The 14,988-nt window shown below is 38.1% G+C and carries 11 protein-coding genes; 7 read left to right on the top strand and 4 right to left on the bottom strand.

Translation table 11 applies throughout. The features are described 5' to 3' along the window. Positions 1–12: 12 nt before the first annotated feature. Together J7R10_RS00420 and J7R10_RS00415 are read right to left on the bottom strand one after the other, a co-directional pair. Positions 13–1,797: a sensor histidine kinase gene (locus J7R10_RS00420; protein WP_010704556.1), complete on the bottom strand. Its 1,785-nt coding sequence runs from the start codon at positions 1,795–1,797 to the stop codon at positions 13–15. 39 nt (positions 1,798–1,836) lie between these two features. Further along, positions 1,837–2,559 carry a response regulator transcription factor gene (locus J7R10_RS00415; protein WP_208436365.1) on the bottom strand — a complete coding sequence of 241 codons (723 nt, stop codon included), beginning with the start codon at positions 2,557–2,559 and terminating at the stop codon, positions 1,837–1,839. A gap of 412 nt (positions 2,560–2,971) precedes the next feature. Here J7R10_RS00415 and lysM point away from each other — a divergent pair, with 412 nt between their 5' ends. Further along, positions 2,972–3,427 carry a peptidoglycan-binding protein LysM gene (gene lysM, locus J7R10_RS00410; protein WP_010704558.1) on the top strand — a complete coding sequence of 152 codons (456 nt, stop codon included), beginning with the start codon at positions 2,972–2,974 and terminating at the stop codon, positions 3,425–3,427. Positions 3,428–3,547: 120 nt separating this feature from the next. On the opposite strand, the gene J7R10_RS00405 is transcribed toward lysM, so the two are convergent. Next, positions 3,548–4,102 carry a copper chaperone PCu(A)C gene (locus J7R10_RS00405; protein ID WP_010704559.1) on the bottom strand — a complete coding sequence of 185 codons (555 nt, stop codon included), beginning with the start codon at positions 4,100–4,102 and terminating at the stop codon, positions 3,548–3,550. A gap of 879 nt (positions 4,103–4,981) precedes the next feature. On the opposite strand from J7R10_RS00405, the gene dnaK reads away from it, so the two are divergent. The 5 genes from dnaK (at position 4,982) to lepA (ending at position 13,084) form a co-directional block, all read left to right on the top strand. Further along, on the top strand, positions 4,982–6,874 hold the full coding sequence (gene dnaK / locus J7R10_RS00400; RefSeq protein WP_010704560.1) for a molecular chaperone DnaK: 1,893 nt from the start codon (positions 4,982–4,984) through the stop codon (positions 6,872–6,874). A gap of 159 nt (positions 6,875–7,033) precedes the next feature. Beyond that, the gene (dnaJ, locus tag J7R10_RS00395) at positions 7,034–8,182 is read left to right on the top strand and encodes a molecular chaperone DnaJ (RefSeq protein WP_010704561.1); all 1,149 of its coding nucleotides are present in this window, start codon (positions 7,034–7,036) and stop codon (positions 8,180–8,182) included. Positions 8,183–8,879: 697 nt separating this feature from the next. Further along, positions 8,880–9,785, top strand: a complete 906-nt coding sequence (argB, locus tag J7R10_RS00390; RefSeq protein WP_010704562.1) for an acetylglutamate kinase — start codon at positions 8,880–8,882, stop codon at positions 9,783–9,785. A gap of 32 nt (positions 9,786–9,817) precedes the next feature. Continuing rightward, positions 9,818–10,714, top strand: coding sequence for a DMT family transporter (locus tag J7R10_RS00385; RefSeq protein WP_010704563.1), 897 nt, complete (start codon positions 9,818–9,820; stop codon positions 10,712–10,714). A gap of 564 nt (positions 10,715–11,278) precedes the next feature. Next, positions 11,279–13,084 carry a translation elongation factor 4 gene (gene lepA, locus J7R10_RS00380; protein WP_010704564.1) on the top strand — a complete coding sequence of 602 codons (1,806 nt, stop codon included), beginning with the start codon at positions 11,279–11,281 and terminating at the stop codon, positions 13,082–13,084. Between the two features lie 68 nt (positions 13,085–13,152). On the opposite strand, the gene dapD is transcribed toward lepA, so the two are convergent. Beyond that, complete coding sequence (gene dapD, locus J7R10_RS00375) at positions 13,153–14,001, bottom strand: 2,3,4,5-tetrahydropyridine-2,6-dicarboxylate N-succinyltransferase (RefSeq protein ID WP_010704565.1); 849 nt, start codon at positions 13,999–14,001, stop codon at positions 13,153–13,155. 107 nt (positions 14,002–14,108) lie between these two features. Between dapD and J7R10_RS00370 the strand changes: the two genes are divergently transcribed. Beyond that, positions 14,109–14,972, top strand: coding sequence for an LOG family protein (locus J7R10_RS00370; protein ID WP_010704566.1), 864 nt, complete (start codon positions 14,109–14,111; stop codon positions 14,970–14,972). Positions 14,973–14,988: the final 16 nt, after the last annotated feature.

Here is a 14,988-nt window from a genome sequence, read left to right as displayed (position 1 = left end):
TGGATAAAAGATTTATTTAGCGAAGGGAAGCATAATGATAAAGCGTGCACCAGTTTTACTCTTTTCAAATTCATGGTCAACAATATTTTCAGCTGTAATTGTCCCATTATGAGCTTCTATGATTTGCCGACTAATAGAAAGACCAAGTCCTGAATTTTGACCAAAAGCATCTTCATTTGGTCGATCGGTATAGAAACGTTCAAAAATGCGTTCAATATTCTCTGAACGAATACCAGGGCCATTATCTTCAATGGTTAAAATGAGGGTTGAAGCCTGACTTTTCATTGTTATACAAATTTTACCGCTATCATGGGGAATAAAGGAACGTGCGTTTTCAATGAGATTGGAAATGACTTGTCCCAAGCGGAGTTCGTGACCTAAAACAAGATAGGCTTTTCCATGAGGACGTGGGACAATATTAAGGCTTACATCAAGGGTTTGTGTATTTCGGTATACTTCTTGGACAGCATGAACAAGACTTTCTAAAAGTGATGTCATATCAACAATCTGTGCGGTTTCACGAGCAAGCTCTGCATCTAGCCGCGAGGCATCAGAAATATCAGTAATCAAGCGATCAAGCCGACGCACATCATGTTGAATAATTTCTAACAATTTTTCCTGTGCTTCTTCATTTTTAGCCAGTGGCAGTGTTTCAACAGCACTTCGTAGTGAGCTAAGTGGATTTTTTAATTCATGGCTTACGTCAGCAGCAAAACGTTCAATAGCTTCAATACGCATGTAAAGAGCATTTGTCATATCACGAATAGAGGTCGAAAGGTGACCAATTTCATCTTCACGCATTGAAAAATCAGGAATTTCTACGCGCTTATTATTGCCATTGCGCACACGGTTGGCAGAAGCAGATAATTTGCTGAGTGGATGGGCAATTGTATGAGCTAAAAAGAGAGAAAGTACCAAAAGCACGCTGCTTACAACGGCAAAGACTTTAAAAATCACTAATCTTTCGCCCTTTACAATGTTATCAATATCTGAACCGGTCGTTGAAAGAAGAAGCGCCCCCACAACTGCACGATAACGTTGAACAGGAACGGCAACCGAAACGATTAATTGACCTTGTCTATTACGTCGTTTGGCAGTTGCAACAGATCCATTTAATGCTCGGTATACTTCTGGATAGGCAATACCACGGTTTTTCATTTGCTCTCTGTCAAGAGCAATACCATTGCCATAAAATTTGTTTGATAGCCACGAAGTGAGGCGTTCCCACATATTTTTTTTCGTTTTAAGTGGGGGTAAATCATAGCTAAAAACTTCACCACTAGAATAAAGAACGCGCGAATCAAGAAGTAAAGTAGCATCACGATCATAGATACGTGCCCTTGTTGTTTTAGGTTTAATAAGGCGTCGTAAAAGAGGAGCAACTTGCTCCGGATTAATAGGAAAGTCCCACGAGTCAATTGATTGAGGCGCGGGTGTAATGCTTTCTCCAGCGTGTAATTCTAGAAGTTTTTGAGGATCAATGAGAATAGAATTTGGATCTACCGTTGCCGAAGCAGCAATGGCTCCAGCAATAATTTTTCCTTGGATGCATAGACTTTTCATTGTCGCTTCAATCAAACCATCGCGAAATTGATTAAAGTATAAAATGCCTGTCACCAGAACGGCAAGAGCAGCAATATTTAAGATAACAATACGACGTGTAAGACTAGAAAACAGCAATTGTCTGAGGAGACGTTGTATTCGAAAATGCAAATGTGCAAACATAGAAAATGGTGCTAAAGGGGTACTACTTGATATCGTTTTTTGTAGAGTTTCCAGTTGAGTATTTTTTGTCATCGATTTGGTTGTCGTTCACGTTTTTGCAACAAAACAGTTTCATACTTCGTGGAAACGATAGCCTACACCATAAAGTGTTTCAATCATTGCAAAATCATCATCCACTTGTTTAAACTTTTTACGCAGACGTTTAATGTGACTATCAATGGTACGGTCATCTACATAGACTTGATCACTATAGGCGGCACCCATCAAAGCATCACGGCTTTTCACAACTCCTGGTCTTTGTGCTAAAGTTTGTAGAATCAAAAATTCCGTAACGGTCAGAATAACAGGTTTATCTTTCCATGTACAGGTGTGTCGTTCTTGATCCATCACAAGGTCTCCGCGTTTGAGAGAAGAGGTAGGAGAGGTACCTGTTGTAAGCGGTTGATTACGTGCATTGGAACGACGTAAAATCGCTTTCACGCGCTCAATGAGAAGACGTTGAGAGAAAGGTTTGGTAATAAAATCATCAGCTCCCATTTTGAGACCAAAGAGTTCATCAATTTCATCATCTTTAGAGGTAAGACAAATAACAGGAATATCAGATTTTTGACGCAAACGACGCAAAAGTTCCATTCCATCCATTCGAGGCATTTTAATATCAAAAATAGCTAAATGTGGAGGATGGAGTGTGAGACCTTTAAGTGCAGATGCTCCATCTGTATAGCTTTCAACCCGATAGCCTTCTGTCTCAAGCGCAAAAGATAAAGATGTCAAAATATTGCGGTCATCATCAACAAGTACAATCGTTTGCGTGACTGTTGGTGTATCTTTCATGGCTTCTTAGACCTTTCTATTGCTATAATAGCAAACAACCCACGCTATTTATATGGGAGTTCACATTTTTTTTGCAAAACAAATATGGTACAAATTACAGCAGAGCAAAAATCCTTTTATTTTTACGGTAAAAGCTTGTTTTATCTTTGCAATTTTATAATGCTTTTGTGTGCGTTAAGATCCCTTTCCTTGAGAGAAAATTTTTATTGAGGCATTTTTTATCAAAATTTATTGTTGTCTTTATCCAATTTTATCAAAGTTTGTTGTTTTCTCTGTCCCATAATTATACAAATTTGTTTTGATTGTTGAAGTTTATAAAACATGCCTATCTGTTTTATTTACGAGCAAAGATAAATGAAGTGTGGTGACATATGCACAAAAAATTGCTTGCACTACACGAAAGAAGGATAAAATGGGATTGTTTCATTTTATTAAGACGGTTGGAGAAAAACTTGGTATTGGTGATCGTGAGCCAGAAGAGAAAGATTTTAAGGCTGCATTTGATGATTTTCGACTCAGAGCAGAAAAAGTGAATATTCGAGTTGAAAATGGTAAAGCTATTTTAAATGGGGAGGTTTCAGATAGAGAAACTCTTAAAAAAGTACTTTTGGTTGTGGGAAATTCTCAGGGCATCTCTTCTGTTGATATTAACCAATTGAAGATTGCAGAGAGTGTTTCCACAAAAGTTTCTAGCTTTTATGAGGTTGAATCTGGTGATAACCTTTGGAAAATTGCTAAAGAAGTTTATGGAAAAGGGCAAGGTGATAAAAACACATTGATTTTTGAGGCCAATAAACCAATGCTAAACTCTCCTGATAAAAGTTATCCTGGGCAAGTTTTGCGTATTCCTGAAGTTGATCGTGTTTAATTCAGAGAGATAATTAAGTTTTTAGTTATTTTATATTGCTAAACAAATGATAAGGAGTACGAAGAAAATTTTTGCACTCCTTATTATATTGAACGGTACATTAAAGAGTGATGAAAGAGCTTAGTGCGTAGAATCTGATTTAGGAGGTGATTTATCTCCTAGTGCATTTACAGAGAAATCAATGCTAATTGTTCCCGCTTTCTCAAAAGTTAATTTTGCGCCAATTTTTTCACCTACCTTGAATGGTTGTAAAAGTCCCATGAACATAATATGATTACCACCCGGTTTAAGGGAGATTTCACCATTGCCTGGAATTTCAATGCCATTGTGCATTTTTTCCATGTTCATAATATCGTTAACGACTACCATAGAGTGGATTTCTGTTGTTTGTACTCCGTTTGTTGAAACAGAAATCAAACGATCTGGGGTATTGCTGTGATTAATGATGTAGAGATAACCGCTGCTTACTTTTACACCTCTGGGTGTTGCACGTGTCCAAGGATGAAGAATTTCTATGTCGCCAATTTTATATCGCTGAGCAGTTGCGGGCATGGCCATGAAAGTAAAGAGAAGAGGCCACACGATATTTTTGATAACCTTTTTGAGTGAATATTGTGCGAGAGCTAGATTTCTGGACATGAAATTCTTTATTCTTTCAACAATAAATATTATCATTGATTTACCCTCCTTCGTGAGATTCACTTCACTCTATTTTTAGCAGAATTTTTGTTCAAAATAAAAGAAAGAATTGCCAAAGTTATACGAATTTACCTGTGAGAGGGGGACGTCTTTTTTTAAAAGAAGGCAATAAGGTTTGCAATAACAGTGTCCTTAAAGCCAAAAGGCTAAGGGGCTACCTCGTATGTTTGCGAATGAATATTTAGGTAAAAAGAAGGTTATATTGGGTATATTCAAAGCATGATATTCAAAGAAAAGTGAACAATTAATGGACAGAGGCAGAGCTTTTGAGAGTAAATTGATAGACAATATTTTCACAGCCCTTCTCCTTTTATTGAACAAGTTGAGCTTTGGCGCTATAGATAGGGGTGTAAGGAACATCTCATCTCTTAATTACATGAGTATATGGGGATTATGAACGGTTTGACTAACGAAGGTTTATGGTATTTATGTCATAAATCATTTGTGTCTTAGCAATAATTAAAAAAATCTGTGAGTATTTCCTGCGGTTATGAGAGATCAACAAAAGTTAACCATTCTTCATCTTTGATTTTTTGATTGTTATAGGTTGGTATCTTTATGAGCATCATAAATTAAAGAGATGTTATGATGTTCGCTTCATTAAAAGAGAGCGTTTATGTATAAGCAGAATGCTTATTTGCAAAGAAAATTTTATTTTGTGGATGTTTCTCTTATTCTTCTCTTGTAGCAATAAGAGCCTGTTCTTATATACGGAGCAGAAAAGGCTTGTTGGGACTTGCAATTTATTGTTTGTGTAACTTTGAAGTAAGGTGCAGGCTTTTAAGTGTTATGAGGAGCTGTCTTAAAAAGATGCTTGATGAAGGTTGAGGTAGCTTGCTGAATGGAGATTATAATATGGCAAAAGTAATAGGTATTGATTTGGGGACAACTAACTCTTGTGTCGCTGTTATGGATGGCAAAAATGCAAAGGTTATAGAAAATTCAGAAGGGGCACGAACAACACCTTCGGTTGTTGCTTTTACTGATGGAGGAGAACGGCTTGTTGGACAACCTGCTAAACGGCAAGCGGTTACGAACCCTGAAGGGACGGTTTTTGCAGTTAAGCGCTTGATTGGTCGCCGTTTTGATGATCCCATGGTTGAAAAAGATAAAGCGCTTGTGCCTTATAAGATTGTTAAAGGCGATAATGGTGACGCATGGGTAGAAGAAGCAGGTAAGAAATATTCTCCGTCACAAATTTCAGCTATGATTTTGCAAAAGATGAAAGAAACTGCGGAGTCTTATCTTGGTGAAAAAGTTGAACAAGCGGTTATTACTGTTCCTGCCTATTTCAATGATGCACAACGTCAAGCGACCAAAGATGCAGGTAAAATTGCTGGACTTGAGGTTTTGCGGATTATCAATGAGCCAACAGCTGCTGCTTTAGCATATGGTTTGGATAAAAAAGACGGAAAAACCATTGCTGTTTACGACCTTGGTGGTGGTACATTTGATATTTCTGTGCTTGAAATTGGAGATGGTGTTTTTGAAGTTAAGTCAACCAATGGAGATACTTTTTTAGGTGGTGAAGATTTTGACATGCGCTTGGTTGGTTACTTTGCTGATGAATTCAAGAAAGAACAAGGGATTGATCTAAAAAATGATAAATTGGCATTGCAGCGCTTAAAAGAAGCAGCAGAAAAAGCAAAGATTGAACTTTCTTCTTCGCAACAAACAGAAATCAATTTGCCATTTATTACAGCAGATCAATCTGGTCCCAAGCATTTGACAATGAAGTTAACGCGGGCAAAATTTGAGTCTCTCGTTGATGATTTGGTTCAACGTACTATAGAGCCTTGTAAAGCAGCATTAAAAGATGCAGGGCTAAAAGCTGGTGAGATTGACGAAGTTGTTTTAGTGGGCGGTATGACACGTATGCCCAAGATCCAAGAAGTTGTGCAAAACTTTTTTGGCAAGGATCCACACAAAGGTGTTAATCCCGATGAAGTTGTAGCAATGGGTGCAGCTATTCAAGGAGGGGTCTTGCAGGGCGATGTGAAAGATGTGTTGCTCTTGGATGTGACACCTTTGTCTTTGGGGATTGAAACGTTGGGTGGAGTTTTCACACGTCTGATTGAACGCAATACCACTATTCCAACGAAAAAATCGCAAGTTTTTTCAACAGCTGATGATAATCAGAGTGCCGTGACTATTCGTGTTTTCCAAGGTGAACGCGAAATGGCTAGTGATAACAAGTTATTGGCTCAATTTGATCTTGTTGGTATTCCACCAGCACCGCGTGGTATGCCTCAGATTGAGGTTACTTTTGATATTGATGCGAATGGTATTGTCAATGTATCTGCTAAAGATAAAGGAACAGGTAAAGAACATCAAATTCGTATTCAAGCATCAGGTGGTTTAAGTGACGCTGACATTGAAAAGATGGTAAAGGATGCAGAAGAACATGCGGCTGAAGACAAAAAACGCCGTGAAGGTGTTGAAGCTAGAAATCAAGCGGAAGCCCTTATACATTCAACTGAGAAGTCATTGACTGAATATGGTGATAAGGTGTCATCTGCAGATAAAGAACAAATTGAAACTGCGATATCTGATTTGAAATCTGCACTTGATGGCACGGACACTGAAGAAGTAACAACAAAAATGCAGAAGTTAGCAGAAGTCAGTATGAAGCTTGGACAGGCTATGTATGAAGCTTCACAAACAGCAACAGACAACACTGAAACAGATACAAAGGATGATGATGTTGTTGATGCTGATTTTGAAGAAATTAATGATAAGAAGAAATAGTGTAAGCAAATGCATTGATTACTTAATAAACCCGGTCTTCGAAAGAGAAGGCTGGGCTTTATTATTTGGGATAAGTTGCAACTTTTTTGCTAAAAATATAAATTAAAGACAAATCTTATCCGTAAAGATGGATGACAAAAAAATTATCAGGAATACATGATGAAAGTAGATTATTATGAAATTCTTGGCGTGACTCGTGAATGTGATGATAAAAAGTTGAAATCTGCTTTTCGTAAGTTAGCAATGCAATATCATCCTGATCGCAACGCAGGGGATAAAGAAGCAGAGCGGAAATTTAAAGAAATTGGCGAAGCTTATGAAGTTCTCAAAGATCCTCAAAAGCGTGCAGCTTATGATCGCTTTGGTCATGCGGCTTTTGAAAATAATGGGCACGAGGGAGCAAATCCCTTTGGTGGTTTTGCTGCGGGTGGTGGATTTGCTGATATTTTTGAAGATTTTTTTGGTGAAATTATGGGAGGGATGCACCGTAAACGCAATGATGGGCGCGAGCGTGGTGCTGATCTGAGTTATAATATGGAAGTGACCTTGGAAGAGGCATTTTCAGGAAAAACCGCGCAAATTAATATTCCGAGTTCCGTTACGTGTGATGTTTGTGAAGGATCAGGCGCGAAAAAAGACTCTAAGCCACAAGTTTGTGGAACGTGTCATGGAGCTGGTCGTGTGCGTGCTGCACAAGGTTTTTTTTCTATTGAACGAACATGTCCTGCATGTCATGGACGGGGTGAAACTATTACGGATCCATGTCCAAAATGTCAGGGGACGAGACGGGTGGAGAAAAAACGTTCATTGAGCGTGAATGTTCCAGCTGGTATTGAAGATGGTACGCGTATTCGTCTTTCTGGTGAGGGAGATGCAGGAATTCGTGGTGGTCCTAGCGGTGATCTTTATATTTTTCTTTCTATTAAACCGCATGAGTTTTTTCAGCGAGAAGGAGCTGATCTTCATTGTCGTGTACCTATTTCGATGGTAACAGCTGCTTTAGGAGGTGAATTTGAAGTTTCCGACCTTGATGGTGTTAAAGCACGTGTTAAGGTTCCAGAAGGTACACAAAATGGACGTCAATTCCGTCTTAAAGGTAAAGGAATGCCAATGTTGCGTCGTCAGCAAGTAAGAGGCGATCTTTATATTCATATCACGATTGAAACACCTCAGAAATTAACGCAGGAGCAACGCGAATTGTTGCAAAAATTTGAGAAGCTTTCAAATCATGAGAATTCACCACAATCGCATGGTTTTTTTTCACGTATGAAGGAATTTTTTGAAAATATTTCGGGACAAAATTCATGAATACGCATTCATGAATGGATGATATATATTCCTGTAGAAATAAAAAAAATAATTTTTCATAGAGAGAAGAGGGAGATTCAATTTTATCTTTGCTTAAAAAAATTACCTTCATTTTGTGAAGGGATATTTTGGTTTTTTCGTAATGCTTTTGTTGCTCTTTATGGGGCTCTTTAAGGGAGTTTATATGGCAATGTACAATAGAAGTTGATGCTAAAGGTTTTTCTAAATTTGGTGTTATCAACAATCCGCACTTATATTGATTTGCGAGCTATTAATATAGCAATTTCTCTTATTTGACGCAGATCATAAGAGAATGAGAAATGGAGAGAAGATTGCGGTATTCAGGGCATTTATTTAAACTGCAAAATGATTAATTATCTTTATAAATCGTATAATTGTATATGTTGATTGTTAAAGATCTCAGTATAGGATGAAATCATTGCGTTAAGTATACAGTGTGGCTTAAAAGTTTTTCCAAATTTTTATAAATAAATTGTAGAACAATGACATTTTGTACACCTGTTTTGTTCAATTTTTTATGCCATTTTTTAGAGAAACTGTCTTAGATTTATCATAATTCAAAGAGAGATGGACAATTTTCAGGAGGGATGGACAGAGTAAAACTTGTTTTAAATTCGTTTTCACTTTTTCTAAATGCCATTAAGAGAAGGTAAAAAGTGATGAGGAGGCTCTTTTTATGGATGATGTTGAAAACAGTGCTGCAGATGTTTTTGAAAAACAAGCAGCATTTTTATCGTCTGCTTTACCCTATATGCAGAAATATGAAAATGAAACAGTGGTTGTAAAATATGGCGGTCATGCTATGGGGGATGCTGCTTTAGGGCAGGCATTTGCACGTGATATTGCTCTATTGAAGCAATCAGGAATTAATCCTGTTGTTGTTCATGGTGGTGGACCTCAAATTGCTGAAATTTTAATGAAAATGGGGATTGAATCACGATTTGAAAACGGTTTACGCGTGACTGATGAGCGAATCGTTGAAGTGGTTGAAATGGTTTTGGCAGGTTCCATAAACAAAGAAATTGTTGCTCTTATCAATGCTGAAGGTGAATGGGCAATAGGGTTGTGCGGCAAGGATGGCAATATGGTTTTTGCCGAAAAGGTATATAAAACTGTCATTGACCCCGATTCGCATATTGAACGTGTTTTAGATTTAGGATTTGTTGGCGAACCTGTTGAAGTTGATCGCACATTGTTGGATCTTTTGGCATGCTCTGAAATGATTCCAGTTCTTGCTCCTGTAGCTCCAGGTCGTGATGGCAAAACCTATAATATTAATGCTGATATTTTTGCTGGAGCCATTGCCGGTGCATTAGAGGCAAAACGTCTTTTATTTCTCACCGATGTTCCTGGTGTTTTAGATAAACAGGGTAAACTTTTAAAAGAATTAACAATTTCTGAAGCTGAAAGGTTTATCAGAGATGGAACAATTTCAGGAGGTATGATTCCAAAAGTAGAAACCTGTATAAAGGCTCTTCAAAATGGTGTAGAGGGTGTTGTGATTTTAAATGGTAAAACTCCCCATTCTGTCTTGCTAGAACTGTTTACTGAAAAAGGTGTTGGAACGCTTATTGTTTCATAAAGTGTCCAGAAAATTGGAGAAAGAAGCCTTTCATGGTTGATATAAAAGAATTGAATCGTCCGTTATTAAGTAAACAAGAATTGGCGTTATTTGCTGCGACAGTATTGTGGGGCATTACTTTTTTAGTGATTCACATAGCGGTACGCTATAGCGGTCCTCTCTTTTTTGTTGGATTCCGCTTTATCGTTGCATCACTGCTATGTGGGACGATTTTTTGGCGCTCTATGAAAGGCGTAACAGCTTATGAAATTTTTGCTGGTATGGCTATTGGTTTAGGGATGTTTTTTGGTTACGCTTTGCAAGCTATGGGGCTTCAAACAATTATTAGCAGTCAATCGGCTTTTATCACGGCACTTTATGTTCCGATAGTTCCAATATTACAATGGATTGTTTTTAAAAAACCTCCCCGTTTAGCGTGTTGGATCGGTATTGTTTTTGCTTTTATTGGGCTTATACTTATTTCTGGACAAAAACCGGGAAGTTTTGATTTTTCAAAAGGTGAAATTCTGACTTTGTTAGGTGCTTTGGCAATTGCTGGAGAAGTTATACTTATTGGAATGTTTGCCAACAAAGTTGATAGTCGACGTGTAACGATTATACAGTTATTTATTGGTGGTCTTTTTTCATTTTTCTCTATGCCTTTTATGGGTGAAAGCATTCCTGAATTTTCATGGATATGGGTAAGTATCGGTATAGGATTGGCATTGATGAGTGCCATCATTCAATTAGCAATGAATTGGGCACAAAAGTCTATTTCGCCTACGCGTGCAACACTTATTTACGCAGGTGAACCTATATGGGCTGGTATTGTTGGGCGTTTAGCTGGTGAACGTTTGTCCCCTTTAGCTTTATTGGGGGGAGCGCTTATCCTGATTGGGATCGTCGTGGCTGAATTACAACCTTCACAATGGCGTAAAAAGATAAAGTGATTGAGAAAAATTGATTAACTTTGCCTCTCTCTTGTCATGCGTTTGTTTCATGATCTTTTTACTTAAAGAGATTTTATTTTTGTTGTTTTTTCAACAAAACTAAGCAGATTCTTTATGCTTTTCACTTTTAGATAAAAGAAGAAGAAATCTTTTAGGAAATATGCTTGTTTAAAGCGAGCTTATGCAAGAGAGCGTATTTTTGAAGTTTTAACAGATAAGAAGATGAACTGCTCAGATATGAAGCTTTTTTATTTTGTGTAAAATGAAAAAAGTGGGTTATTATGTACAAATAGCAATAATTTTTGCATATTTTATCATAAGTCTAAGCTCTATATGCATTTCGAGTATTATCTACGCATAAGAGAGAGAAGGTTTAATGGATATAAGAAAGTTGAGAGTATTGCGTTTTTATGAATCATTGGTATTCATTTTACAAAGGTTTCATTTTTAGATTATGAGAAATTGTGTTCCTAGAGGCTCTTTTCCTTCGTATTTTTCGAAAGCTTTTCAAAGAAACATAATTGGACTTTGCGTTTTGTATCATTCTTTGCTAAATCGCCTCGTATGACAATAGATCGTAAGTTTATCCGTAATTTTTCCATTGTGGCGCATATTGACCATGGAAAGTCGACTTTAGCTGATCGTCTGATTCAAATGACAGGTGGGCTTGAGACACGAGAAATGAAAGAGCAAGTGCTCGATTCCATGGATATTGAACGTGAACGTGGAATTACTATTAAAGCACAAACAGTGCGTTTACACTATAAAGCAAAGGATGGTGAGACCTATATTTTAAATCTTATTGATACACCTGGTCACGTTGATTTTGCTTATGAAGTATCGCGTTCATTGGCAGCTTGTGAAGGTTCACTTTTGGTTGTAGATGCGAGCCAAGGTGTAGAAGCACAAACATTGGCGAATGTTTATCAAGCGATTGATAATTCTCATGAATTGGTTGTTGTACTCAATAAGGTTGACCTTCCAGCAGCAGAACCTGAACGTGTTAAAGAGCAAGTTGAAGATGTGATTGGCATTGATACCTCTGAAGCCGTCGAAATATCAGCAAAAACAGGTATAGGTGTTCCTGATGTTTTGGAAGCGATTGTTACACAGTTGCCATCTCCACGTACTGGTGATGTTAACAAGCCTTTAAAAGCAATGTTGGTTGATAGTTGGTACGATAGTTACCTTGGTGTCATTGTTTTGGTGCGTGTGATTGATGGTGTGTTAAAAAAGGGACAAACCATTCGCATGATGGGAACAGGAGCAAAATATCCCGTTGAACGGGTTGGAGTCTTTACTCCCAAAATGGTTCATGTTGATGAATTAGGACCAGGGGAAATTGGTTTTATAACAGCCTCTATTAAAGAAGTTGCTGATACGCGGGTTGGTGATACCATTACGGAAGAACGGCGCCCTTGTGAAGAGGCACTGTCTGGTTTTAAACCTGCACAACCGGTTGTCTTTTGTGGACTTTTTCCCATTGATGCTGCTGATTTTGAAGATTTGCGTGCAGCCATGGGAAAGTTGCGTTTAAATGATGCGAGTTTTTCCTTTGAAATAGAAACATCGGCAGCTTTAGGGTTTGGCTTTCGTTGTGGATTTTTAGGGCTTCTTCATCTCGAAATTATTCAAGAGCGATTAGAACGTGAATTTAATTTAGATCTCATTGCGACAGCGCCTTCGGTTGTATATCGCATGAATATGAATGATGGTTCTGTCAAAGAATTGCATAATCCAGCCGATATGTCTGATGTTGTTAAAATTTCTTCCATTGAAGAACCATGGATTCGGGCAACAATCATGACTCCTGATAACTATCTTGGTGCAATTTTAGAGCTTTGCCAAGAACGACGGGGGGTCCAAGTGAGTTTGTCCTATGTAGGAACGCGCGCTATGGTTACATACGATTTGCCGCTGAATGAAGTTGTTTTTGATTTTTATGATCGTTTAAAGTCAATCTCGAAGGGATATGCTTCCTTCGATTATCAAATGACAGATTATGCAGAGGGCGATTTGGTTAAAATGTCTATTTTGGTAAATGGAGAGTCTATTGATGCATTGTCGATGCTTGTGCACCGCACGATTGCAGAAAAACGCGGACGTTCAATGTGTGAAAAACTAAAAGATCTTATTCCTCAGCATATGTTTCAGATTCCGGTTCAAGCAGCAATTGGCGGTAAAATCATTGCACGCGAGACAATTCGTGCGTTGCGTAAAGATGTAACGGCTAAATGTTACGGGGGTGATGTGACGCGTAAGCGCAAACTTTTGGAAAAGCAAAAAGAAGGCAAAAAGCGGATGCGCCAATTCGGAAAAGTAGAAATTCCGCAATCAGCTTTTATTCAAGCGCTTAAAATGAATAAATAATCAATAAGTGAGCTTTCTCCCTTATTGATTACGCTTTTTAAAGAACAAAGAATTTTGAGGCGTAATTTTTAATCACGCAAAAGATCATTAATGGATGTTTTTTCTCGTGTTTTTTGATCAACGCGTTTGACTATAACAGCGCAATAAAGATTTGGACCTGCTTCACCGTTTGGTAATGGTTTGCTGGGAAGAGAACCTGGAACAACGACAGAGTAGGCAGGGACTTCGCCTATAAAAATTTCACCTGTTGTACGATCAATGATCTTTGTAGATTTTCCAATAAAGACTCCCATTCCTAAAACAGCGCCTTCACGGATAATACAGCCTTCAACGATTTCAGATCGTGCGCCGATAAAACAATGATCTTCAATAATCGTTGGATTTGCTTGTAGTGGTTCTAAAACACCTCCAATTCCAACGCCACCAGAAAGATGAACATGTTTACCAATTTGTGCGCAAGAGCCAACGGTAGTCCATGTATCAACCATTGTTCTCTCACCGATAAAGGCACCAAGATTTACAAAGGAGGGCATCAAGATGACATTGGGAGAAATGTAGGCAGAATGGCGTACAATTGCTCCAGGGACGGAACGAAAATCAGCTTTTTTAAAGTCCGCTTCTTGCCAACCAGAAAATTTCGAAGGGACTTTATCCCACCAAGATGTTCCATTTGTTCCACCAGAAATAATTTGCATAGGATTAAGCCGAAAAGAGAGAAGGACGGCTTTTTTCAACCATTGATGAACATGCCATTGTCCATTTTTTTGACGTTCTGCAACACGGATCTCACCTTTATCAAGAAGGTTTAATGCATCCTCAACACTCTCGCGAATTTCACCCTTTGTGGTGGTATCGATAGAATTACGGTCGTCAAATGCTTTTTCAATAACCATTTCAAGTTGTGCGAGATGAGTCATGACTAGAGTTCCGTTAAATAAGTTGAAAGCTTCAAGATTTACTCTTTATGACCTACGCGAAGAAATGTTTTCAGTCAAATAAAATAATAAAGAAATAGGGTAGGTATATGAAAAAAGGCTATAAAGAAAAAAGAGAAGAAGAACAAAAAAATTGGGCACCACTTCTCCATGTGAAGGATGCTTTACAACAGGGATGTGAGGTCTCTGATTCAGCACAAATGCGTTCGCCTACTTATCGTTTGGCTTATATTGATCAAGAGTTTATGATGCGTTCTGAACTACGTTCACAACGTCTTTGTCTTGAATTTTTAAAACCAGAAATAACGCTTCAAGAATATGATATTCAATCAACTGTTGTTTTATTTGGTGGTGCGCGTATTCCTCGACCTGGACAAGAAGCGTGGGCGGCAAAAAATGAAACACAAAAGAAAAATTTGCATGCTCTTTCGCATTATTACAATGAGGCTAGGGAGTTTGCACGTTTGTGCTCATGCTATTCTGCTACAACTGAGTATCGTGAATTTGTGGTTGTCACAGGGGGAGGACCAGGAGTCATGGAAGCAGGAAATCGTGGTGCTTCTGATGTGGGTGCACCAACGATTGGTTTGAATGTTGTTTTACCCCATGAACAATCGCCTAATTCTTATGTATCTCCGCATTTATGTTTTAATTTTCATTATTTAGGGATACGTAAAATGCATTTTTTAATGCGCGCAAAAGCATTAGCTGTTTTCCCTGGAGGATTTGGTACTCTGGATGAGTTGTTTGAGACGTTAACTTTAATACAAACGGGACGGATGAAACGGGTTCCGATTTTGTTATTTGGAAAAGAATTTTGGGATAACGCGATTAATTTTGGTTATTTATCAGCGCAAGGGACGATCTCTCCTTCAGATCTTACACTGATCACATTTGTCAATACAGCAGCAGAAGCTTTTGAAGAAATCCGTGTCTTTTATAAGCTTTCTTAAATCGTTGTTGAAGAAG

It is taken from the genome of Bartonella vinsonii subsp. berkhoffii ATCC 51672, from assembly GCF_902825225.1.
GTDB classification, from domain to species: Bacteria; Pseudomonadota; Alphaproteobacteria; order Rhizobiales; family Rhizobiaceae; genus Bartonella; species Bartonella berkhoffii.
Note: the sequence above shows the minus strand (reverse complement) of the source record. Positions and strands in the feature narration are given on the sequence as shown.